Source organism: Streptomyces chisholmiae (assembly GCF_031845445.1).
Classification (GTDB): domain Bacteria; phylum Actinomycetota; class Actinomycetes; order Streptomycetales; family Streptomycetaceae; genus Streptomyces; species Streptomyces chisholmiae.
This window is the reverse complement of record NZ_JAVREO010000006.1, coordinates 54,506-75,377: the sequence shown is the minus strand read 5'-3', so window position 1 is coordinate 75,377 and position 20,872 is coordinate 54,506. Positions and strand designations below refer to the sequence as shown.

Here is a 20,872-nt window from a genome sequence, read left to right as displayed (position 1 = left end):
CTGCTCAGAGCGGCAGCCCGGGGAAGCCGCCGCCGCCCAGCCCCTGGGCGAGCGGGCCGAGCTTCGTCTTGGCCAACTCCTGCGCCGCGTTGTTGGCGTCGCGAACGGCGGCGATCACCAGGTCGGCCAGGGTCTCGGTGTCCTCGGGGTCCACGGCGGCGGGGGAGATCACCAGCGCGGTCAGCTCACCGGAACCGGTGACCGTGGCCTTGACCAGACCACCGCCCGCGCTGCCCTCGACCGGGGTCTCGGCCAGCTCCTGCTGCGCCGTGGCGAGATCCTGCTGCATCTTCTGGGCCTGCTGCAGCAACTGCTGCATATCGACCCCACCGCCACCAGGGAACACGGGCTTCACTCCTGGGCTATCGACAACAAATGCGTACCCCTGAGCGTACGGGCTCCACCCGCATCGGTCTCACTCGTGGTGAATCTCCTCCAGAACCGTCGCTCCCAGCTCGCGGACGATCAACTCGTAACCGCTGAGCGCCGTCTCGTCGAGGTCCGCGTCGTCCTCGGCCGGCATGTCGTCCTCGGCGGCCACCCGGGGGCGGGGCGGCGAGGGCGCCTCGGCCACCGGCGGCTGCGGCGGCGGAGCCGCGGCGGGCGCCGGCGCCGGCGGGGCGGCGGACGCCTGCGGCGCGGCGGCCGCGGGCCGGGGCGGGGCCGGCGGGGCGGCGGGCGGCGCGGCCGGACCAGGGCCGCCGGGACGGAGACCGCCGCCGCCCCCGCCGCCGCCCTGGTCCACCACGGCCTCGATCCGCCAGGAGACGCCCATCCGGTCGTTGAGCGCCTGGCGCAGCACGTCCTCGCTGCCGCTGTTGACGAAGTTGTCCTTGGCGCCGGCGGAGGCGAAGCCGAGCCGGAGCGTGCTGCTGGCGCTGTCGAAGCCGACGACCTGGGCGTTCTGGCTGAGCAGAATCCAGCTGTAGCGGCGGCGCTGCTTGACCGCGTCCAGGATGTCCGGCCACAGCTGGCGGACCTGGGCCGGGTCGCCGCCGGCCGGGGCGCCGACCGGCGGCCGGGCCGCCGGGGGCGCCGCGGGGGCGGGCGCGGGCGCCGCCGCCGGGGCCGGGGCGGCGGCGGGCGGCGTGGCCGCGCCCGGCCAGGCGCCGGGGCGGGGGGCGGCGGCCGGCGCGGCGCCGGTGGGCCAGGCCCCGGGGGGCGCGGCGGGCGGCGCCGCCGGGGGCTGGGCCGGCGCGGCCGGGGGTTGGGCGGCCTGGGGTGGCGCGGCCGGCTGGCCGGCGCCGGGAGCCGCGGCCGGCCTCTGGTGCTGCGGCTGTCCCGGAGCCGGAGCCGGAGCCGGGGCGGGCGGTTGCGGTGGGGCCTGGGCCGGTGGCGGGGACTGCGGCTGGGGCTGAGTCTGTGGCTGGGCCTGTGGCTGCGGCTGGACGCCGGGGCCCGCCAGCACCACGCCCCGCTCCAGCCGCTCCAGCCGGCTCTGCAGGGAGCGCTCGTCCCCGTAGGCGGCGGGCAGCAGCACCCGCGCGCAGATCAGTTCGAGCTGCAGGCGGGGCGAGGTGGCGCCGCGCATCTCCGTCAGCCCGGTGTTGACCAGGTCGGCGGCCCGGCTCAGCTCGGCCGCGCCCATCCGGGTCGCCTGCTCCCGCATCCGGTCCAGCACGTCGACGGGGGCGTCGATCAGGCCCTTCTCCGCCGCGTCCGGGACCGCCGCCAGGATCAGCAGGTCACGCAGCCGCTCCAGCAGGTCCATCACGAAGCGGCGCGGGTCGTGACCGCCCTCGATCACCCGGTCCACCACCCCGAAGGCGGCCGAGCCGTCCCCCGCGGCGAAGGCGTCGACCACGCTGTCCAGCAGGGCGCCGTCCGTGTAGCCCAGCAGCGCGGTGGCCATCTCGTAGGTGACGCCGGCCTCGGTCGCGCCGGCCAGGAGCTGGTCCATCACCGACATCGAGTCCCGCACCGAGCCGGCGCCGGCCCGCACCACCAGCGGCAGCACCGGCTCCGCGACCGGGATGCTCTCGCTGGCGCAGACCTCGGCCAGGTACTCCCGAAGAGTGCCGGGGGGCACCAGCCGGAACGGATAGTGGTGGGTCCGCGACCTGATGGTGCCGATGACCTTCTCCGGCTCCGTGGTCGCGAAGATGAACTTCAGGTGCTCGGGAGGCTCCTCCACCACCTTCAGCAGGGCGTTGAAGCCCGCCGAGGTGACCATGTGCGCCTCGTCGATGATGTAGATCTTGTACCGGCTCGCGGCCGGCCCGAAGAAGGCCTTCTCCCGCAGGTCCCTGGCGTCGTCCACGCCGCCGTGCGAGGCCGCGTCGATCTCGATCACATCGATCGAGCCGGGGCCGTTCCTGGCCAGGTCACGGCAGGACTGGCAGGTGCCGCACGGGGTGGGCGTGGGGCCCTGCTCACAGTTGAGACAGCGGGCGAGGATGCGCGCGCTGGTGGTCTTGCCACAGCCTCGCGGCCCGCTGAACAGATACGCGTGGTTGACCCGGTTGTTCCGCAGGGCCTGCTGCAACGGGTCGGTGACATGCTCCTGCCCGATGACCTCGGCGAAGGTCTCGGGTCGGTAGCGGCGGTACAGCGCGAGGGAGGACACAACACCGACGATATAGGCCCCCACTGACAACGCGAGGGCCCCTCACGCACCCACCAGAGCTCGCCTACCCTTGCTGCCTTCCGGCCCTGGGGGAGTTCAACGAGATAGCGCCGCGTGAGGGGCTACCGCCAACCCTACCGGATGCCGCCCGCTCCCCTCACACCCCCGGCCCAACCGGGGCACGGTTCGCGACCACACTCCCCGGTCTTGTATCGTGTCCGGCGGAGGATTCGCCTAGAGGCCTAGGGCGCACGCTTGGAAAGCGTGTTGGGTTCACACCCTCACGAGTTCGAATCTCGTATCCTCCGCCCAGCCTTCACCGGGCTGTCACGTAGCCCCCGACCGTTCAGCGGTCGGGGGCTACGTCGTTGTGCGGGGGTGTGGGGACCACGAGGGAGGGTCGGCGGTGCGGGAGTGGGAGATCGTCGGGCGGTTCGACGGCTCGCCTCGGGTGGAGTTCCCGGTGCGGCTTGAGCTGGGGAACGTCGTCGCGATCGGTTACGAGTTCGGCTATGTGGTGGACGAGGTCAGGACCACCAGCCAGCAGGTGCCCTACCGGTTGGTGTTCCGGCGGGACGACAGCGAGGCGGCGCGGCGGCGGGCCGCCTGGACGTGGCGGTCCTATCGGGCGACCGGGGTCTGGTGGGCGGGGTGTTGGCCGCCACACCTGCATGACGTGCCGGGGACGGTGCATCCGGTCAGGGCCGGCGAGGCCCGGCTGGCCCTGCATCGGCTGGCGTACGAGGGGCGGACGCGGCTGGTCGTCGTGCTGGTGGTCGGCGGGGTGTTGGCCCTGTTCCTGGCGTGGTCGACGCGGCAGACCGGCTGGCCCGGCGCCCTGTTGGCCGTGCTGGGGGTGGCCCTGCTGGGCGGCACGCTGTTGACCGGCCGCCTGGTGGGGTGGGCGCGGGCGCGTCATCGTGCGCTGTTGGCGCGCTTCGAGCGCCAGCGGCACGCACCACGCTCCTGATGCCGAGCCCGCCCTCAGGCGTCCAGCAGGAACGGGAAGTGGTGGGCCAGTTCGGTCGGGGTGAGGGTGGTGGGGAGGAGGGCGAACTCCTCGTCGAGGGGGATGACGAGGAAGTCCGCGGGGACGTCGCCGGCGGTGACGAGGGCGGCGCGGGCTCGGACGCAGGCGCGGGAGGTGTGGTGGAGGTAGCGGTCGTGCACCTCGTCCCAGTGCGCGCCGTGGGCGGCGCACGCGTGGGCCGCCACGGGGGCGACCCAGGCGGTGCCGGTGGCGGTCGGGTCGAGTTGCCGGGGCCAGTCGGCCGCGCTCCAGCGCAGGTCGGCCGCGTCGGCCGGGGTTCGGGCGGCTTGGGCGAGCCACTCCTCGCTGGCGACGCCGACGAGGGGGGAGAGTATCTGGCCGCCCGTCTCGGCGTAGAACGCGTGGAGGGCGGCGGCGTACAGGCGCTCGTCCGGGTGCGCGGCGCGGGTGGCGCGTACGAAGTCCACGACCTGCCGGGTGATCTCGCTCTTCAGACCGACCCAGTCGAAGCTCATGCCGGGACCTTAGCCGAGTCGGCGCCGGGCACCGGCGGGTGCCCGGCGGCTGTGCTGGAGCGGGCTCCACCTGGCATCCTCGGGGGTCCCCGCCCACGACGGGCCGCTGCCCGGCGCCGTGTGCCGGCCTGGTCGTCCGCGGGGGAGCGCGCGCCGCGACGGGGGCGGCGGGCGGGGAGTAACCGGGGGAACGGGGAACGCTGATGGAGTTCGTGGTGCTGGGCCCGCTGGAGGTCCGGCGGGACGGCCGGGCGCAGGTGGTGACCGGCCGGCTGCGGGGCACGCTGCTGGGGGTGTTGCTGTCCCGGGCCAACCGGTCGGTGTCCGTCGACTTTCTGGTGGACGCGCTGTGGGGCGAGCACTCCGACCCCCGGGCAGTCCAGAAGCTGCACCTTCATGTGCACCGGCTGCGGTCCGTGTTGGGCGAGCCCGACCGGCTCCGCTGGGAGCAGAGCGGTTACCGGCTGGTGGTGCGGCCGGCGGAGCTGGACGCCGAACGGTTCGAGTCGCTGGTCGACGAGGCCACGGTGCTGGCCACCACTGATCCCCGGCGGGCCGCCGCCCTGCTGCGTTCCGCGCTCGACCTGTGGCGTGGTGATCCGTTCAGCTCACTGGCCACGCCCGAGTTGGACGACTGGGCGCGGCGGCTCGCCGAGCGCCGGTTGGTCGCGCGGGAGGCGCTCTACCAGGCGGAGTTGGCGGACGGCGCCGGCGAGTCGGTGATCCCCGAGCTGGACGAGCTGGCCCGCGCCCACCCGCTGCGGGAGGGTCCGCAGGCGCTGTTGATGACGGCCCTCTACCAGGCGGGACGCCGCGAGGAGGCGTTGGCCGCCTACCGGCGGGCGCGGCGCCAGGTGGCTGAGGAGCTGGGCCTGGAACCGGGCCCCGAGCTGCGGGAGTTGGAGCGGCTGATCCTGGCCGGTGGCCCGCTGCGGGCGCCCGGTCCGCGCCCCGTCCCTGGCCGGTCGGCGGCGCCGGCACAACTACCGGCCGGCGTGGTCGGGTTCGCCGGCCGGGAGGCCGAACTGGCCGAGTTGCACGCTCTGGTGTCGGGCTCGGCGCCGCTGTTGATCTCCGCGTTGGCCGGCACCGCGGGGGTGGGCAAGACGGCGCTGGCCGTGCACTGGGCGCACCGGGTGCGGGACCGGTTCCCCGACGGCCAGCTCTATGTCGACCTGCGCGGCTACGGCCCCGACCAGCCGCTGGCCCCGGCCGACGCGCTGGCCGGGTTCCTGCGGGCGTTGGGCCTGGCGGGGCCGGCGATCCCGACCGACCTGGCCGAACGGGCGGCCAGGTTCCGGACGTTGGTGGACCGCCGCCGGATGCTGGTGGTGTTGGACAACGCCAACAGCGTGGCGCAGGTGCGGCCGCTGCTGCCGGGCAGTCCGACCTGCGCCACGGTGATCACCAGCCGGGACACGCTGTCCGGCCTGGTGGTGCGGGAGGGCGCGCACCGGATCAGCCTGGACCGGCTGCCGGCCGCGGACGCCAGGGCGCTGCTGGGCCGGCTGCTCGGCGAGCGCGGGGCGGCCGAGCCGGCGGCGGTGGCCGCGCTGGTGGAACGCTGCGCCCGGCTGCCGCTCGCCCTGCGCATCGCCGCCGACCTGGTCAGCTCCCGGCCGGGGCAGTCGATCGAGGCGCTGGCCACGGAGCTGGCGGGGCGTCAGGAGGCCCTGCACGTACTGGACCTGGACGATCCGTACACCGCGATGCGGGCGGTGTTCTCCTGGTCCTACCGGCGGCTCGGGTCGCCCGCGGCACGGCTGTTCCGGCTGCTCGGGCTGCACCCAGGGCCGGATCTGGACTGCCACGCGGCCGCCGCCCTGGCCGGTCTCGATCTGGCCGCCGCGCGGGCCGCGCTGGCTGAGCTGACGCGTAGCCACCTGGTGGAGCGGCCGCACGGTGGCCGGTACCAACTGCACGACCTGCTGCGGGCCTACGCCGCCGAGCTGGCGGGCGGGGCTGGACGGCACCTCGGCCGAGCGCCGGGATCCGGGGTCGAGTTCGGGGTCGAGTTCGGGGTCGGGTTCGGGGACGAGTTCGGGGACGGGGTAGCGGCTGGCGGCGAGGTCGGGGCCGGCACCACGGGCGGGTCGGAGGTGGCCGGCGAGGACGAACGCACCGCCGCGCTTGGCCGGTTGCGGGACTACTACCTGGCCACCGCCGCCGCGGCGATGGACGTGGTGGTACCGCACGAGGCGTTCCGCCGCCCCACGCCGCCGGTCTGGACCGGCGCCGCGCCCCGGTTCACCTCGAACGACCAGGCCCGGCGCTGGCTGGACGCCGAGCGGACCAACCTGCTCGACCTCACCAGGGACGGGGCGCCGCGGTTCACCGTCGACATCGCGGAGACCCTCTGGCGGCACCTCTACATAGCCGGCTACCCGGACGAGGCGATCCAGCTGTACAGCCGGGAGTTGGCCGCGGCGCGTGCCCTCGGCGACCCGCTCGCCGAGGCGCACGCCAGGAACCACCTGGGCAAGACCCTGGACCAGATGGGCCGGGACGGCGAGGAGGCACTGGCCCACCTGGGCGCGGCGCTGGCCGCCTACCAGCGGGCCGGCAGCCCGGACTGGCAGTCCGCCGCGCACAACAACCTGGGCATCGCCTACGGCCGTCGGGGCGAGTTCGCCGCGGCGGTGCGGGAGTTCGAGCAGGCGCTCCGGCTGGCCGACCCCTCGGTGCCCTGGCCGCTGCGCCGCGCGCCCCTGGTGAACCTCGCCCGCTGCCTCAGGGAACTCGGGCGGTACGAGGAGGCGGTGGGCCAGCTGCGGATCGTCCTGGCCCGCTGCGAGGAGGACGGTGACCAGACCAGCGTGTCCAACGCGCTCGCCGGGCTGGCCGACCTCTGCCTGCTGATGGACCGGGACGCCGAGGCCGGCGACCACGCCCGGCGCGGTCTGGCCGCGGCCAGGGAGAACGGCTTCCGGGCCGTGGAGCTGGACTGCCTCCGGGTGCTGGGTGTGGTCGCGCGGCGCGCCGGCCGGCACGCGCGGGCGCTGGGCTGCCACGAGGACGCGCTGGCGCTGGCCCGGGCGATCGGCGCCCGGCACACGCTGGTGGAGTCGCTCAACGAGCTGGCCGCGACCCAGGCCGCCGCCGGCCGGCCGGCGGCGGCGGTGCGCCGGTGCCGGGAGGCGCTGGCGGTGGCCACCGAGGCCGACGACCGCCGGGCGTTGGCCAGGACGCACGCGGCGCTCGCCGAACTCCTGGTCGGTAACGGAGACTTCGAGGATGCCGGCGGGCACTGGCGGTCGGCACTCGAACACTACGAGGCGCTCGGCGATCCGGCGGCCGCCGAGATCCGGGGCCGCCTCGACGACCTGGACCGGGGCGTTCCGGCCGGTCGCTGAGTTGGCGCCGACCGACCGGCCGGCCGGCCCCGTCCCGTCCCGTCCCGCCGCGTCCCGTTCCGCCGCGTTCCGCGGGTGCCGGCGGGACACGGCACGCCCTCGGGGAAGCGGGCGAAGCGGTCGAAAGCTGGATACGTTGCCCGGGGTCGCCGGTGCCTGGGCCGGTGGCTGGTGGACCGGTGGCGGACGCGGGAGGCGGAGCGCGATGTCGATGACCGATCGGGAGATCGCCGAGGAGCTGCGGGAGCGGCTCCGGGCCGGCGACTGGGCGGCCGGCCAGCCGCTGCCCCCGGAGCACGAGCTGGCCGGCGGGGACGGGGCGGCCGGGCGGCTGGCGCTGGCCGCGCTGGCCGCCGAGGGGCTGGTCGAACGGCGGCCGGACGGCCGGTTCGTGGCCCGCTCGCCGCGCCGCCGGGTGCTGCGCTCCAACGAGCGCCACCAGTGGGAGAAGGACCGCGCCCGGCAGAGCCACCAGGTCCGGGCCGGCACCGGGGTGACCGAGCGGGACACCGGGCTGACCATGGACGACCTGGTCTTCAGCGCCAGCTACCACGAGGCGGTGGCCGACCGGGCGCTGGCCGAGGCGTTCGGCGTCCCGGAGGGAACGGCGCTGGTGGAGCGGGTGTACCGGACCCGCTACGGGCGTGAGTCGGCGCCGTTCAACCTCACCAGCTCCTTTCTGGTGCGGGCCAGGGTGGCGGGCAATCCGGCGCTGCTGGACGAGACGAGGGAGCCGTGGCCCGGCGGCACACACCACCAACTGCGCACGGTCGGCATCGAGTTGGCGCGCATCGAGGAGGAGGTCACCGAGGTGGGGCCGGCGTTGGGCGCCGAGGCCGAGGCGCTCGGGGTGTCGCCCGGGGCACCGGTGATCCGGCTCAGCCAGCGCTCGGTGGCCACCGACGGCAGCACCGTCGAGCTGTCCCGGATCACCCTCCCGGCCGACCGCACCCGGCTCCGTTTCGTGACCCGGCTGGACCCGTGGTGAGCCCGTCGAGTCCTCGGTGGCGGATCGGGCGGATCTGGGGGATCTGGCGGACCGGGCCTGAGGTGCCGGGTCAGCGGCCCAGGTGCAGGTAGGGGGACCAGAGCCAGGGGCGGTCGGGGTAGTGGCGGCGGATGGTCCCGGCGGTGCGGTGCAGCGCCAACGCCGGCGGGGCGCCCCGGTCGAGGTGGGTGTGCAGGAGGCGGGCGAAGACGGCGGCCTGGGGGGTGGTGATGGGCCAGAGCGTGGCGATCACCTGCCGGTAGCCGGCGAGTTGGCAGGCGGTGGCGAGGTGTTGGGCCTCGTCCTGGAGGTCCAGCGAGCCCGCCGCCGAGGCACAGGCCGCCAGTACGGCCAACTCCGCCCGGGGGAGTTCGAGTTCGGCCAGGTCGTGCGGCGCGAGGGTGCCGTCGGCCAGCACCAGCCGGCCGGTCAGCCGCCGCACCGGGTCCACGGTGGCGTGGCAGGCGAAGTGCACCCGGTCGTGGTCGGGCAGGGCGGCGCGCACCGCCGCCCGGGTGGCGGCCGGCCCGGCGAGCACGGTCGCGGTGGGGAACAGCGCGGTCAGCGCCCGCACCTCGTCGGTGGCGTGCGCGGCGTCCACCACCAGCAGTCGGCCGGCGGCGGGCGGCGGCGTCTTCGGAGGCGGCGGCTCGGCCGGGCCCAGTGCGGCCAGGGTGGCGGTGTAGGAGGAGACGACGTGGTCCGGCACGGCGTCCCGGCCGTCGCCCGCCGCGTGGAACGGCAGCCCGGTGAGCGGACCCGTGGGGCACCACCAGAGCCGGGGCGGCCGGTCGGTGCGCGGCAACTCCAGGGCGGTGAGCACCGGTTCGGCGACGGTCGTCCACAGCCAGCCGAGGGTGGCACGCACCACCTCGCCGGCCGCCCGGCGCTGCTCGGCGGTGCGCGCCTGGTCGCCGACGGTGGCCGCCGCGGTCAGGAAGTCGACACAGCGGCGCACCGCGTCCCGCGGGTCGAGCCGGGGCAGCGGCAGTACCTCCCGCCGGCCGTCGGCCAACAGCAGGGCGTGCGCCCCGAGTCGGCTGAGGTTGACGACCACGGTCGGCCCCGGGAGGGCCAACCTGGCCGGGTCGGGGCCGGCCGGGGCGAGGAAGCCGGCGAGGCCGGGGCGGGCCCTGATCCGGGTCAGCAGCTCGGCCAGCCGGGTCGCGGCGCCCGGCCGCTCGGCGGCCGAATCGGCGGCCAGGTCGGCCAGTTCGACCGCCAGCGCCGGGTGCCCGGCACGCAGCCCGGCCAGCTCCCTACGGGTGGTCAGCGCCTGCCCCAGCAGCACCCCACGGCCACGCTCCAACAACCGTAGGGCGCGGTCGGGTTGGCCCAGACGCAGCGCACAGCTGGCGCCCTCGGCCGCCAGCGGCGGGTAGGCGCCGAGCGCGGCCTCCGCCGCCGCGGCGCGCCGCCCGGCCGGGTCGCCGGCCAGCCAGCCGCCGACCAGCTCGGGCAGGAGCGCGACGGCCGTCTCGTAGGCGCCGGTGGCCGCCTCGAAGTCGCCGCGCTCGACGGCGACACGGGCCGCGTCGCCGGCGGCGGAGAGCCGGTCGGGGAGCGACGCCCCGGCCGTGTCGGCCGCGGCCTGCAGCCCGGCCTGGGCCGCCGCGCCGTCCGCCGGGTCGCCCAGGGCCCGGTACCGGTCGGCCAGCGCGGCGGCCCGGGCGGCGGCCGCCCGCAGCCGCTCCGGCTGGCCGGGGCGGGTGCCGGCCAGGGCCTCGTCGGCCCGGACCAGCGACTCGGCCAGCAGCGCCTGGTTGCCGGTCCCGGCGTACCGAAGACGCAGCGCCACCGACAGGTTGACCAGCCAACCGGCTTGGGGCGTGGCCGCGTTGGCCGGGTCGTCGATCGCCGACCGGAGCAGCGCGACGGCCTCAGCCAGGTCCGGGTCCGGCTCGCCGAACTCGGCCCTGGCCAGCAGGGCGAGGGCCAGGTCGACGCGCGCCTCCCCCCGCTCCCGGCCCGGCTCGGGGTGCGTGGCCACGGCGGCCCGGCCGAGCCGCACCACCTCGTCCAGTTCCCGCAGGTGCGTCGTGACCAGCTCGGCGAAGAGGTCGGAGCCGGTGGCCAGGGCGGCCCGGGCCGCCGGGGCCAGCCGGGCGGCGGCCAGCCGCCTGGCGTGGGTGGCCGGGGCCAGCGCGGCCCGGGCGACGGCCGGGTCGCCGTCCCCGTTGGCGAGCCCGGTCAGCAGGGCGGCGCCCTCGGTCAGCGCGGCTGGGTCCAGGTGGGCCTCGTACCGCCAGACCAGGGCCCGCCCGAGCAGCAGCCGCGCGGGCGCGTGCCTGGGGGCGCCGGGGCCGGCGGCCTCGGCGTCCCGCCGGGCCAGCGGCACCAGCTCCGCCAACAGCACTGGCTCCGGACGCAGTTGGTAGAGAGCGGCCAGCTCGGCGGTCCAGTCGGGGTCGGCGGCGCCGACGGCGTCCGGGGCCGGCGGGCCGGCCGGCAGCGCCAACGCCAGCGCCTCGTCGAGCGACTCCGGGGAGTCCGCGCCCCGCCGCTGGTGGCGCAGCCGCAGCGCGCGCAGCAGCAGCGGTCCGGCCGCCGGGGCCCGGGGTGCTGGCAGACCGCGCAGCAGGCCGAGCGCCTCGGTCAACGCGGCCTCGCTCGGGTCCAGTTCGTCGCGGTCCAGCAGCAGGGCGGCCAACTCCAGGTCCACGGCGCCGCGATGCGGGTGATCGGCGGGGAGTGCGGTCCTGGCGGCGCGGAGTTCGGCGACGGCCCGGTCCAGCGGCTCGGTCGTGCGGTCCAGCCGGCCGAGCCAGGCGCGGGCGCGGGCGGTGTTCAACAGGCTGTGGACGGCGGCCGGGTGCCCGTCGGGCAGCAGCTCGGTCGCGCGGGCGTGCAGCTCGACGGCCCGGGTGACGGCGGCCGGGTCGCTGCGCCGCTCCGGGTGTCGGGTCAGCGCGTTGGCCAGCGCGGAGAGCGCCTCCGGGGCCTCCGGGGCCAGGGCCAGGGCCCGCTCGGCGGCCTCGACGGCCTCCCCGGGGTCGCCGGCCGGCAGCCCCGCTGCGGCGGCGGTGGACAGGGCGTTGGCCAGCGCGGCCCATCCGGCAGCGGTCGGCTCGGCGTCCACCGCGGCGCGCAGCACGCCGATCGCCTCGGCCAGCGCCGCCGCATCGCCGGTCTCGGCGTGCCGGGCGCGCAACTCGCGGCCCAGCTGGCGCAGTTGTGGCGCGGCGGGCGGGTGGGTCAGGGCCCGGAGCAGGCCGATCCGCAGGGTGCGGGCGGCCCCCTCGCCGTCCCCGGCGTGGCGGAGCAGCTCCTCGAACTCGGCCCGGTGCGCCGGCTGGACCGGCCTGGCCCGGCTCAGCAGCTCCGCGACCCGGTCCGCGGTGTGACTGGTGCGCGCCGTATCACCCGTCCGGCCCAGCTGGCGGAGCAGCGCCCCGGTGAGCCGGACCAGGGTCGCCAGCCGCTCGGCCGTCGGGGGTGGCGGCGTTGTCCCCAGGCTGTGGACAAGGGCCTCGACGCCCAGCTCGAACGGCTGTTGTGCGCCGTCCTGTTGGTGCAGGTCCAACAGCTGGTGCCCGAGCGAGGCCGGCAGTTGGCCGGACGGCAGCGACAACATCCCGCGCACCGCGCGCAGGCCCACCGGCAGCGCGTCGCGCCACCGCAGATACTGATAGGCCGTCAGAAACACGTGCGCCCGGCCGGAATCCACAACAGGACTCAGCCGGTGGGTCGTTGGCAGCTCGGTCAGTGCCCGGTCGAACACCGCCCGCGCCGGCAGCAGTTGCTCCGGATCGCGGGTCGCCAGGAAGTGGCTCAGCAGCGCGCCGCCGCGCCGGGTGGCGCGGCCGGCGATCTCCTCCGGAGCCGCGCCGGCCGGGCCCGGCTCGGGGTCTTCGACCAACCGCCCCAGCCACAGCGGCTCGTAGGCCAGCGCCGCCGCCCGGTACTCGGCCGGCTCCCCGGTCTCCCGGAACCTCGTCAGTCGGACGCGGCCCAGCGTCACCAGCGAACGCGGCGGGTAGCCGTGCCGCTCGCCGTGCTCCGTGACCTGCCGCAACTCTGCCTCGGCGGCCGCCCCGAGCACCGCGGACCGGTCGCCCGCCGCGTGCCTGGCCAGCCGTGCCAACAGCGCGGCCACGGCCGCTGGTTCCCCGGCTCCCCCCGCGTCGGCCGTCATCCTGGCTCCGTTCCCGCGGGTACCGCGCCGTCGGTCGCCGACCGCCGCGCCCCCCGGACCGGTCCACCGTAGCGCGGAAGGACGGCCCGTCGGCGGGCCCGGGGCGGGCCGGCCCACCCGGGGCCGGCGCGGTCAGGACGCCTCGGTCAGCTCCCGGGCCGCGTGGCCGACGAGACCGTCGATCAACTCCCGGGTGCTGTGCCGCAGTTCGTCCAGCCGTTCCGGGTCGTCCCCAGCGTCGTGGATCTCGGCCACCCGCGCCATCACCTCCTGGGCCCGCGCGATCAGCTTGGGGCAGTCATGGAAGAGCAGTTGGCAGCGGAAGAGCGCGTGCCGCGCCTCGTTCAACCGCTCGTAGCTCGCCATCCGCGCCTCGGTGGGGTCGCCGGGCGGCCGCTCGTCGTGGAGACAGCACCAGCGGTGGATGAGCGCCCTGCGGTAGTCGGTCAGGGAGCTGGCGTAGCCGGCGAGCGCGTCCAGCCGCTCGGCCCGCAACCGCTCCTGGCGGGCCAGGAGTTGGGCCCGTTCGGTGTTCCGCCACTGGAAGAGGTGGTTCACCGTGGCCCCCAGCAGGGTGCCGAGTACCGCTATCGCGCTCGCCGCCAACGCCTCCATGGGAGCAGTCGATCACGCCCCGTCGCGCGGCGTCCAGGACGGGGAACGGCCGGCCAGCGCGATGACCCGGGTCAACGGCGTCGCCCCCGCCGGCACCGGCAGAGCCGGCCCGAACGGGTCGCCCTGCCGGGCCTCGGGGTCGTCCGCGTCGGCGGCGAGCAGCGCGGTGGCGACCTCGGCGGCGGCCGGGTCCACGTCGTAGGGCTGCCCGGTGGCACGGGCCAGGTCCCAGCCGTGCACCAGTACTTCGTTGAGCGCCACCGCGCCGGCTACCTCACCCGGCAGGTCGATCCCGCCGGCCCTGGTCTGCCCCCGCCAGGCGGCCGGGTCCTGCCAGGCGGTGGCCAACTCGGCGAGCTGGTCGGCGAGCCGGCCGCGCCAGTCGCCGTCGAGGGACGGGGGCGGGGCGTCCGGGGAGTTGGGGTCGGTGTCGGTGAGCGGCCCGAACTCCTTGCGGGCGGCGGCCCGGAAGGCGAGCGTGAGGCCGAGCAGGTGGCCGAGCAGGTCACGCACCGGCATGCCGGGGCAGGGCGTCGGGCCGTCGAGGTGCCCGTCGGCGACCCCGGGCAGCAGCTCCGCCACCCGCCGGGTGACCGGGCCGAGGTCGGGCTGGGCCGGCTCGGGCGACGGGGACGACGGGGACGACGAGGACGGCCGGGGCGCGTCGGCGCCGGGGGAGTCGGGGGATTCGGTCGGATCGATGGTTGGTGTCATACCGGGTGGACCCGGCGGCCGGCCCGAACTCATCGCCGCCGCCCGCCGAGCCCGCCGCCCCCCGCCCCGTCGCCCCCGGCCCTGCCGCTCCGCGGCCCCCCCGCCACCCCGCCGAGCGCCCGGGTGCGCCGCCTCCGGGTGCGCCGCCTCGCGTCGGGTCAGGCCGCGAGTTGGGTGGCCAGTTCCTTGCCCAGGTCGCGCGCCGCCTCGTGCGCCTGGGCGCGGGAGGCGTCGGCCTGGTCGACCAGCTCGGCCATCGCGGGTACCACCCGGGCCAGGGTCAGCTCGGCGAGGATGAACCGCACGTCGGTCTGGAGCGCGGTGCCCAGCAACTGCCTCAGGTAGGGGGTGCTGAAGTCCTGCCCCGCGCGCGGGGTGCCGGGCGCGTAGGAGCCGCCGTGGCTGGTGACCACGGTGACCGGCTTGCCGGAGACGCTCGACGTCTCGCCGGCGGTGCGGCCGATCAGCACGATCTGGTGCAGGTAGGTCAACAGCGGGGTGGGCACGCCCCAGTTGTAGAGCGGGGCGCCGATCACCACGGCGTCGGCCGACTCGAACTCGGCGATCAGCTCCTCGCGCACGGCCAGCGCCGCCCGCTGCTCGGCGGTCCGCTGCTCGGCCGGCACGGTGGGCGCGTAGTGCCCGGCGGCGTCGAGGTGCGGCAGCGGGTCGACGGTCAGGTCGCGGTAGATCACCGTGCCTTCCGGGTGCTGGGCCTCCCAGGACTCCCGGAAGGTCCTGGTCACCTCGCGGGAGACCGAGTTGTCGCCGTTCAGCGAGGAGTCGAGGTGCAGCAGCGTGGCCATGGGCGGTGCCTCCTGGGCGGGAAGGACAAGCGGCGTCATTCGAGTAAGTAGGTGTACAAAAAGCGGCAGCTTCGGCTAGCGAAGCTGCTTACTTTTCTACAGTAGCTCTCTTCCGGTGAGACGCAAGTACGCTGGCACCATGAGGGCTGCCAGGGATCAGGGACGGGGTGGTGACGGCGCCGCCGAAGGTGGCTGTCGCAACCCGAGCGACGCCGTACACCACGTCTTCGGGGTGCTCGGCAAGCGCTGGACCGGCCTGCTGCTGGCCTCCCTGATGGCCGGCCCCGGCCACTTCGCCGAGCTGCGGCGGGCCGTTCCCGGCATCAGCGAGCGGATGCTCTCCGAGCGGCTCAGCGAGCTGGTCGAGGCGGGCCTGGTCCGCCGGGAGGTGCACGAGGGGCCGCCGCTGCGGGTCAGCTACGCGCTCACCGACGCCGGGCTGGCGCTGCGGCCGGCCCTCGCCGAGCTGACCCGCTGGGCGGAGACCCACCTGGCCGGCCCCGGCCAGTGCCCCGGGCTGGCCGACGGCTGACCGCCGGCCAGCGGCGGCCCCGCCGGGGTCCGCCGGCCCCGGGGGGCGGTGCGCGTCGGGGTTCCCGGCGACGGCATAGGCTGAGCCGGTGAGTGACGAGGCGAGGGACGAGACGACGACCGGAGCCGGGCCCGAGGACGCGGGCACGGAACGACTCGCCCGGGCCGTGCGGGCGGCCGAGGACGCGCTGATCGAGTTCGAGATCGCGGTGGAGACCTACCGGATCGAGGTGGAGAACTTCTCCCGGCTGCACGAGCAGCGCCTCGGCCCGCTCTACGCCCGGATCGAGGAGCTGGACGCCGGCATCGCCGAGGCGATCGCCGCCCGCACCAAGGACCCCGAGGACGAGCGCCGGGCCCGCGAGGCCAGGGCGGCGGTGACGCCGATGCCGCTGGTCTCGGAGCTGTTCCACGGCTGGCTGGACGGCGAGGGCTTCACCCCCGAGGGGTACGCGATGCTGACGGACCAGTCCGTCCAGCCGCCGCCCCGGGTCCGCCCCGGTGAGGAGGCCCGCAAGCTCTACCGCGAACTGGCCCGCCGCTGCCACCCCGACCTGGTGACCGACCCGACGGAACGGGAACGCCGGGACGCCTTTCTCTCCCGGGTCAACCAGGCGTACGCCCGGGGGGACGAGGAGGCGCTGCGCGAGCTGACCGAGGAGTGGGAGACCGGCGGCGATCAGCGACCCGAGCCGGCGGTCCCGGCCGGCGACGAGCTGTACGCCCGGCTGGAGTGGCTGGCCTCCCGGAAGGAGCTGCTGGCCGACGCGGCCGCCGCGCTGGAGGACAGCGCCATCGGCTCGATGCTGCGGATGGCCGAGGACGACCCGGACCGGCTGCTGGACGAGGTAGCCGATGGGCTGCGCCGGCAGATCGCCACCAAGGAGGCCGAGTTGGCCCGGCTCTCCGCCGCCCAGGAGTGACCGGGCGCTGTCGGTGGCGTGTGGCAGGGTTGGACCCATGAGTTTTGGGGTTCCCGCGGTCGACGCGGGTGAGGTTCCGGAGAACGCCGCGCTGCTGGACGTGCGGGAGCCGGCGGAGTGGGCCGCCGGGCACGCGGCGGGCGCGGTGCACATCCCGATGGGGCAGGTCGTCGAGCGGGTCGCGGAGATCCGCGCGTTGGCCAGCGACGGCCCGGTCCATGTGATCTGCAAGGCCGGCGGCCGGTCGGCGCAGGTCACGGCCTTCCTGGCGCAGCAGGGCGTGGCCGCGCTCAACGTGGACGGCGGGATGCACGCCTGGGAGGCCGTCGGCCGCCCGCTGGTCAGCGACCAGGACGCGCCCCCGACGGTGCTCTGAGCCGGGCGCGGCCCGGCGAAGATCCCAACGACGGGGCCTAGGCGGGCCCCCGCCCCGGGGCGTCGGCGAGCGCGGCCAGCCGGTCGGCGGCCTCCGCGAGCACCTCGTGCCGGCGGCAGAAGGAGAACCGCACCAGCCAGGGCGCCGCGTCCGCGCCCCGCTGGAACGCGCTGGTCGGGATCGCCACCACGCCGGCCAGCTCGGGCAGTTGGCGGCACAGCCGGAGCCCGTCCCCGAAGCCCCACGGGCGGACGTCGGCCTGGAGGAAGTAGCCGGCGTCCGCGCGGTAGGGCGTCAGCCCGGCCGCGCCGAGGCCGGCGGCCAGCAGGTCGCGGCCGGCGGTGAGGGTGGCCCGCAGCTCAGCGGCCCAGGCGTCCACCGTGCCCAGGGCGCGGGCGATCGCCTCCTGGTACGGGGCGCCCGACGCGTAGGTGAGCCACTGCTTGACCGAGGCGACGGCGGCGACCAGCTCGGCCGGTCCGGAGACCCAGCCGACCTTCCAGCCGGTCACGCTGAAGGTCTTGCCCGCCGACGAGATGGTGAGGGTGCGCTCCCGCATCCCCGGCAGGGTGGCGATGGGCAGGTGCCGGGCGCCGTCGTAGACCAGGTGCTCGTAGACCTCGTCGGTGACCACGGTCAGCCCGTGTGCCACGCACAGCTCGGCGATGGCGGCCAGCTCGTCCGGCATGAAGACCTTGCCGGTCGGGTTGTGCGGGGAGTTGAGCAGCAGCAGCCGGCTGCGCGGGGTGAGCGCCGCGCGCAGCGCGTCGAGGTCCAGCGCGAAGCCGTCGCCGGCCACCGCCAGCGGCACGGCCACCAGGCTGGCGCCGCTGAGCCCGGCGTCCGCCGGGTAGGCGTCGTAGCACGGGTCGAAGGCGAGGATCTCGTCGCCCGGACCGGTCAGCGCGAGGCAGGCCGCGGCCAGCGCCTCGGTCGCGCCGGTCGTCACCAGCACCTCGGTGGCCGGGTCGAGCGCGAGGCCGTAGTGGGTGCGCTGGTGCTCGGCGACGGCGGCGCGCAGCGCCGGGTGGCCGGCCGCCGGCGGGTACTGGTTCCGGCCGGCCAGCACGGCGTCCGCGACGTCGGCCAGCAGTTGGGGTGGCGCGGCCAGGTCGGGCACGCCCTGACCGAGGTTGACCGCGCCGGTGCGGTGGGCCAGTTCGGTCATCTCGGTGAAGATCGAGGTCTCGTTGGCGCGAGGCATGGGTCCCACGATAGGGACCGCGCCGGGCGGTTGCGGCCGCGCGCCGGGGGCGCGCGCCGGCGCCGGGGGGCGTTGCGTCGGTCCGGTGCCGCGAGCCGGGCGGGACGGGATACGGTGCTGGGGTCATAGCGGGTTGAGTGGTCGCTGCCATTGGCAGCGTTGGGGGAGCGGGTCGAGATGCTGCCATCCGACACCGCCGCCGGGTCAGCTGACGAGGCCGGCGGCGCGCAGAGAAGCGACGAAGGTCCACCACCGGAGGGCTCGCTCGAGTCCGTCCGGCTGGGCGCGCTGTCGCTGCCGGCCCGGGCGGTGCTCGGGGTGGCCGGGGTGGGGCTCGCCGGCTACCTCTGCTGGCACCTGGCGATGGTGTTCCTCTTCGTCGCGCCGTCCAACACGGTCCGCGAGGAGAACTGGGACACCGTGCGGGGGTACATGTACCCCGAGTTCGAGCAGAACTGGAAGCTGTTCGCGCCCAACCCGCTCCAGCGCAACACGGCGGTGCACGTCCGCGCCGAGATACGCGAGGGCGTCGGCCAGAGCGGCACCGTCACCGAGTGGATCGACCTCACCGCCTGGGAGGTCGACCAGATCCGGTACAACCTGCTGCCCAGCCACTCCAACCAGAACATGCTGCGCCGCGGTTGGGACTTCTACGACAAGTCCCACAACGAGGAGGGGGAGCCGGTGGGGCTGCGCGGCGAGGTCTCCGCGAGCTACCTGCACCGGATCGCGCTGGAGCGGCTCGGTGACCGGCTGGACCTGGGCACCGTGGAGCGCATCCAGCTGCGGGCGTCGCACACCCGCGTCCCGGCGCCCGACTGGCGCGCCGAGGAGTACGACACCGACCCCACCTACCAGGAGCTGGACTGGTGGACGGTGACCTCCGACGACCTGCCGCACGACGCGCCCCCGCGGCGCGGCGCGACGCAGGAAAGCGCCGAGGGCGGCGGCGGGGCCGGTAGCGAGGAGAACGCCGAGTCGGCGGGGAACGAGGCCAGGCCGTGAGCGTCCCCACCCCCCGTTCCGCGCCCGACGAACGGCCGCCGGCCGAGTCGCGGCCCGAGCCGCGGGAGTCGGCGTCGGCCGGCTACCCGCCGTCGCCGTTCGCCGGCCTCGGCCGCGGCTTCGACGCGGCGCTGCTGCGCGGCGTCAACAACATCACCCGGCGGGCGCTCGGCCCGTACCAGACGGCCATCGTGCGGATCGGCTTCGCCTTCACGATGCTGCTGTACCTGGTGCGCGAGTGGCCCAACCGGGGGCTGCTCTACGGCCCGGACAGCCCCTGGAGCTACGACCTGGCCAGCCGGTTCGTCGAGGACACCGGCGCGTTCACCCCGCTGCTGTGGTCCGACTCGGCGCTCTGGTTCGAGTTCGTCTACCACCTGGCGATCCTCGCCTGTGTGGCGCTGCTCGTCGGCTGGCGCACCCGGGCCAGCTCGATGCTGTTCATGATCGGCGTGCTCGCGGTGCAGAACCGCAGCGTCTTCATGGGCGACGGCGGCGACAACGTGATCCACCTGATGGCGATGTACCTGGTGCTGACCCGCTGCGGGCAGGTCTGGTCGCTGGACGCCAGGCGCCGCGCGCGGCGGGCCGCGGCCGGGGTGCCGGCGACGCGCGACCCGGTGGGCGTCGCGATCTGGGCGGTGCTGGGCGCCGCGCTGCTGCTGGCGATCGTCACCGGCAGCCTGGACAGCCTGGTCTGGTCGCTGTTCTTCGGCGGCATGTGGCTGGTGCACGCCTTCTGGTGGCTCATCCGCCGGTACGCGAACGGCGAGCCGCGGATCGTCTCCGAGATGATCGGCAACCTGGTCCACAACGCGGCCCTGTTGGTGATCATGTTCGAGGTCTGCATCATCTACGCCACCGCCGGCTGGTACAAGATCCAGGGCTCGCGCTGGCAGGACGGCACCGCGGTCTTCTACCCGCTCAACCTGGACTACTTCAACGCCTGGCCGGAGCTGAGCGAGTTGATCGCCGGCAGCGGGCTACTGGTGCTGGCGCTCTCCTACGGCACGGTGTTCGCGCAGGTGGTGTTCCCGTTCGCGCTGCTCAACCGGCGGGCCAAGAACGTGCTGTTGGTCATCCTGGTCGGCGAACACCTGGGCATCGCCCTGCTGTTGGGACTGCCGTTTTTCTCGCTGGCGATGATCGCGATGGACGCGGTCTTCCTGCCCACCGCCTTCCTGCTCTGGCTCGGCGGCCGGGTCAGCTGGGCGACGGCCCCGCTGACCCGGCTCGCCGGGCGGCGCCGGCCGGCGAGCCAGGCGGCTCAGCCGGTGGGGGCGGCGACCGAGCCGGCCCAGCACGAGGCCCAGCGGGAGGCGCGGCAGGCGGCCGAGCCGGCCCCGCCGGCCGGGGCCGAGCGGCCGTGACGGAGCCGGCGCCGGCCGCCGAGCGGTGGCGGCTACTCGCCGAGCGGCACGTGCTGCTGGACGGGTTCCACGCGCTGAAGCACGCGCTGCGGTTCGGCGCCGAGGTGCCGCTGGCGCTGGCCGCCAGCCGGGCCACCGCCCTGGAGTTGGCCGAGCGGCTGGCCCCCGACCTGGTGGACCGGCTGGCCGGCTCGCTCGTCGAGGTCACCCCGCAGGCGCTGCGCGGCCTGGTCGGCCGGCCGCACCCGACCGGCGTCGCGGCGCTGGCGGTGCCGGCCCCGGCCAGGCCGGCCGGGCTGCCGCCGGCCGCCGAACGCCCCGCGCCGCTGGTGGTGTTGGACGAGCCACGGCAACTGGGCAACGTGGGCGCCGTGGTGCGGCTGGCCGCCGGCGTCGGCGCGGCCGGGGTGCTCACCACCGGCACGGTGGACCCCTGGCACCCGGCGGTGCTGCGCGCCTCGGCCGGGCTGCACTACGCGCTGCCGGTGGGGCGGGTCACCGTGCCGGAGCTGCCGGCCGGGCCGCTGTTCGCGCTCGACCCGGCGGGCGACGACCTGCGCGGACTGAGCCTGCCGCCCGGCTCGTTGCTCGCCTTCGGCTCCGAACGCGCCGGCCTCACCGACGCGTTGCGCGCCCAGGCCGACGCGCTGGTGGCCCTGCCGATGCGCCCCGCGGTCTCCAGCTACAACCTGGCGACCAGCGTGGCGATGGCCCTCTACCACTGGCTGGCCGCCCAACCCCCGGGCGCGGCACCGGAGTAGCCGTGCCCGCCGGGCCGTG

17 protein-coding genes, 1 tRNA gene and 1 other RNA gene are annotated in these 20,872 nt (G+C 76.0%); 10 read left to right on the top strand and 9 right to left on the bottom strand.

The features are described from left to right. Positions 1–4: 4 nt before the first annotated feature. The 3 genes from RM844_RS11745 to ffs all read right to left on the bottom strand — a co-directional run bounded on the left by RM844_RS11745 (position 5) and on the right by ffs (position 2,693). The gene (locus tag RM844_RS11745; protein ID WP_311667017.1) at positions 5–346 is read right to left on the bottom strand and encodes a YbaB/EbfC family nucleoid-associated protein; all 342 of its coding nucleotides are present in this window, start codon (positions 344–346) and stop codon (positions 5–7) included. A gap of 69 nt (positions 347–415) precedes the next feature. Then, positions 416–2,566 (bottom strand): DNA polymerase III subunit gamma and tau, encoded by a 2,151-nt coding sequence (locus tag RM844_RS11740; RefSeq protein WP_311667016.1) that lies wholly within the window; start codon positions 2,564–2,566, stop codon positions 416–418. Between the two features lie 30 nt (positions 2,567–2,596). After that, positions 2,597–2,693, bottom strand: an RNA gene (gene ffs / locus RM844_RS11735) — signal recognition particle sRNA small type. Positions 2,694–2,789: 96 nt separating this feature from the next. On the opposite strand from ffs, the gene RM844_RS11730 reads away from it, so the two are divergent. Then, positions 2,790–2,874: transfer RNA gene (locus RM844_RS11730), tRNA-Ser, on the top strand. 98 nt (positions 2,875–2,972) lie between these two features. Next, positions 2,973–3,536, top strand: coding sequence for a hypothetical protein (locus RM844_RS11725; protein ID WP_311667015.1), 564 nt, complete (start codon positions 2,973–2,975; stop codon positions 3,534–3,536). A 14-nt stretch (positions 3,537–3,550) separates the two neighbouring features. Here the strand turns inward: RM844_RS11725 and RM844_RS11720 are convergent, their stop codons facing one another. Next, complete coding sequence (locus RM844_RS11720) at positions 3,551–4,072, bottom strand: DUF4303 domain-containing protein (protein WP_311667014.1); 522 nt, start codon at positions 4,070–4,072, stop codon at positions 3,551–3,553. A 203-nt stretch (positions 4,073–4,275) separates the two neighbouring features. Here RM844_RS11720 and RM844_RS11715 point away from each other — a divergent pair, with 203 nt between their 5' ends. Continuing rightward, a complete protein-coding gene (locus RM844_RS11715; RefSeq protein ID WP_311667013.1) occupies positions 4,276–7,425 on the top strand; it encodes an AfsR/SARP family transcriptional regulator in 3,150 nt (1,049 codons plus the stop codon). 205 nt (positions 7,426–7,630) lie between these two features. Beyond that, entirely contained in the window at positions 7,631–8,413 is a 783-nt protein-coding gene (locus tag RM844_RS11710) for a GntR family transcriptional regulator (protein WP_311667012.1), read from the top strand. A 70-nt stretch (positions 8,414–8,483) separates the two neighbouring features. On the opposite strand, the gene RM844_RS11705 is transcribed toward RM844_RS11710, so the two are convergent. The 4 genes from RM844_RS11705 to RM844_RS11690 form a co-directional block, all read right to left on the bottom strand. Continuing rightward, a complete protein-coding gene (locus RM844_RS11705) occupies positions 8,484–12,548 on the bottom strand; it encodes a CHAT domain-containing protein (RefSeq protein WP_311667011.1) in 4,065 nt (1,354 codons plus the stop codon). Between the two features lie 132 nt (positions 12,549–12,680). Further along, positions 12,681–13,163: a hypothetical protein gene (locus tag RM844_RS11700; RefSeq protein WP_311667010.1), complete on the bottom strand. Its 483-nt coding sequence runs from the start codon at positions 13,161–13,163 to the stop codon at positions 12,681–12,683. Positions 13,164–13,175: 12 nt separating this feature from the next. After that, positions 13,176–13,877, bottom strand: a complete 702-nt coding sequence (locus tag RM844_RS11695) for a TIGR03086 family metal-binding protein (protein WP_311667009.1) — start codon at positions 13,875–13,877, stop codon at positions 13,176–13,178. A 158-nt stretch (positions 13,878–14,035) separates the two neighbouring features. Next, a complete protein-coding gene (locus RM844_RS11690) occupies positions 14,036–14,683 on the bottom strand; it encodes an FMN-dependent NADH-azoreductase (RefSeq protein ID WP_311667008.1) in 648 nt (215 codons plus the stop codon). A 139-nt stretch (positions 14,684–14,822) separates the two neighbouring features. Between RM844_RS11690 and RM844_RS11685 the strand changes: the two genes are divergently transcribed. From RM844_RS11685 to RM844_RS11675, 3 genes are all read left to right on the top strand, one after another. Further along, entirely contained in the window at positions 14,823–15,215 is a 393-nt protein-coding gene (locus RM844_RS11685) for a winged helix-turn-helix transcriptional regulator (protein WP_311667007.1), read from the top strand. Positions 15,216–15,303: 88 nt separating this feature from the next. Further along, positions 15,304–16,137, top strand: coding sequence for a J domain-containing protein (locus tag RM844_RS11680; RefSeq protein WP_311667006.1), 834 nt, complete (start codon positions 15,304–15,306; stop codon positions 16,135–16,137). 37 nt (positions 16,138–16,174) lie between these two features. Next, positions 16,175–16,513: a rhodanese-like domain-containing protein gene (locus RM844_RS11675; protein ID WP_311667005.1), complete on the top strand. Its 339-nt coding sequence runs from the start codon at positions 16,175–16,177 to the stop codon at positions 16,511–16,513. A 37-nt stretch (positions 16,514–16,550) separates the two neighbouring features. Here the strand turns inward: RM844_RS11675 and RM844_RS11670 are convergent, their stop codons facing one another. After that, positions 16,551–17,717 (bottom strand): aminotransferase class I/II-fold pyridoxal phosphate-dependent enzyme, encoded by a 1,167-nt coding sequence (locus RM844_RS11670; protein ID WP_311667004.1) that lies wholly within the window; start codon positions 17,715–17,717, stop codon positions 16,551–16,553. A gap of 177 nt (positions 17,718–17,894) precedes the next feature. Between RM844_RS11670 and RM844_RS11665 the strand changes: the two genes are divergently transcribed. The 3 genes from RM844_RS11665 to RM844_RS11655 are packed head-to-tail and all read left to right on the top strand — an operon-like array spanning position 17,895 to position 20,853. Beyond that, a complete protein-coding gene (locus RM844_RS11665; RefSeq protein WP_311667003.1) occupies positions 17,895–18,722 on the top strand; it encodes a DUF5819 family protein in 828 nt (275 codons plus the stop codon). Then, positions 18,719–20,092, top strand: coding sequence for an HTTM domain-containing protein (locus tag RM844_RS11660; RefSeq protein ID WP_311667002.1), 1,374 nt, complete (start codon positions 18,719–18,721; stop codon positions 20,090–20,092). The genes RM844_RS11665 and RM844_RS11660 overlap by 4 nt, the downstream gene beginning before the upstream one ends. After that, a complete protein-coding gene (locus tag RM844_RS11655) occupies positions 20,089–20,853 on the top strand; it encodes a TrmH family RNA methyltransferase (RefSeq protein ID WP_311667001.1) in 765 nt (254 codons plus the stop codon). Before RM844_RS11660 ends, RM844_RS11655 begins: the two co-directional genes overlap by 4 nt. Positions 20,854–20,872 lie beyond the last annotated feature (19 nt).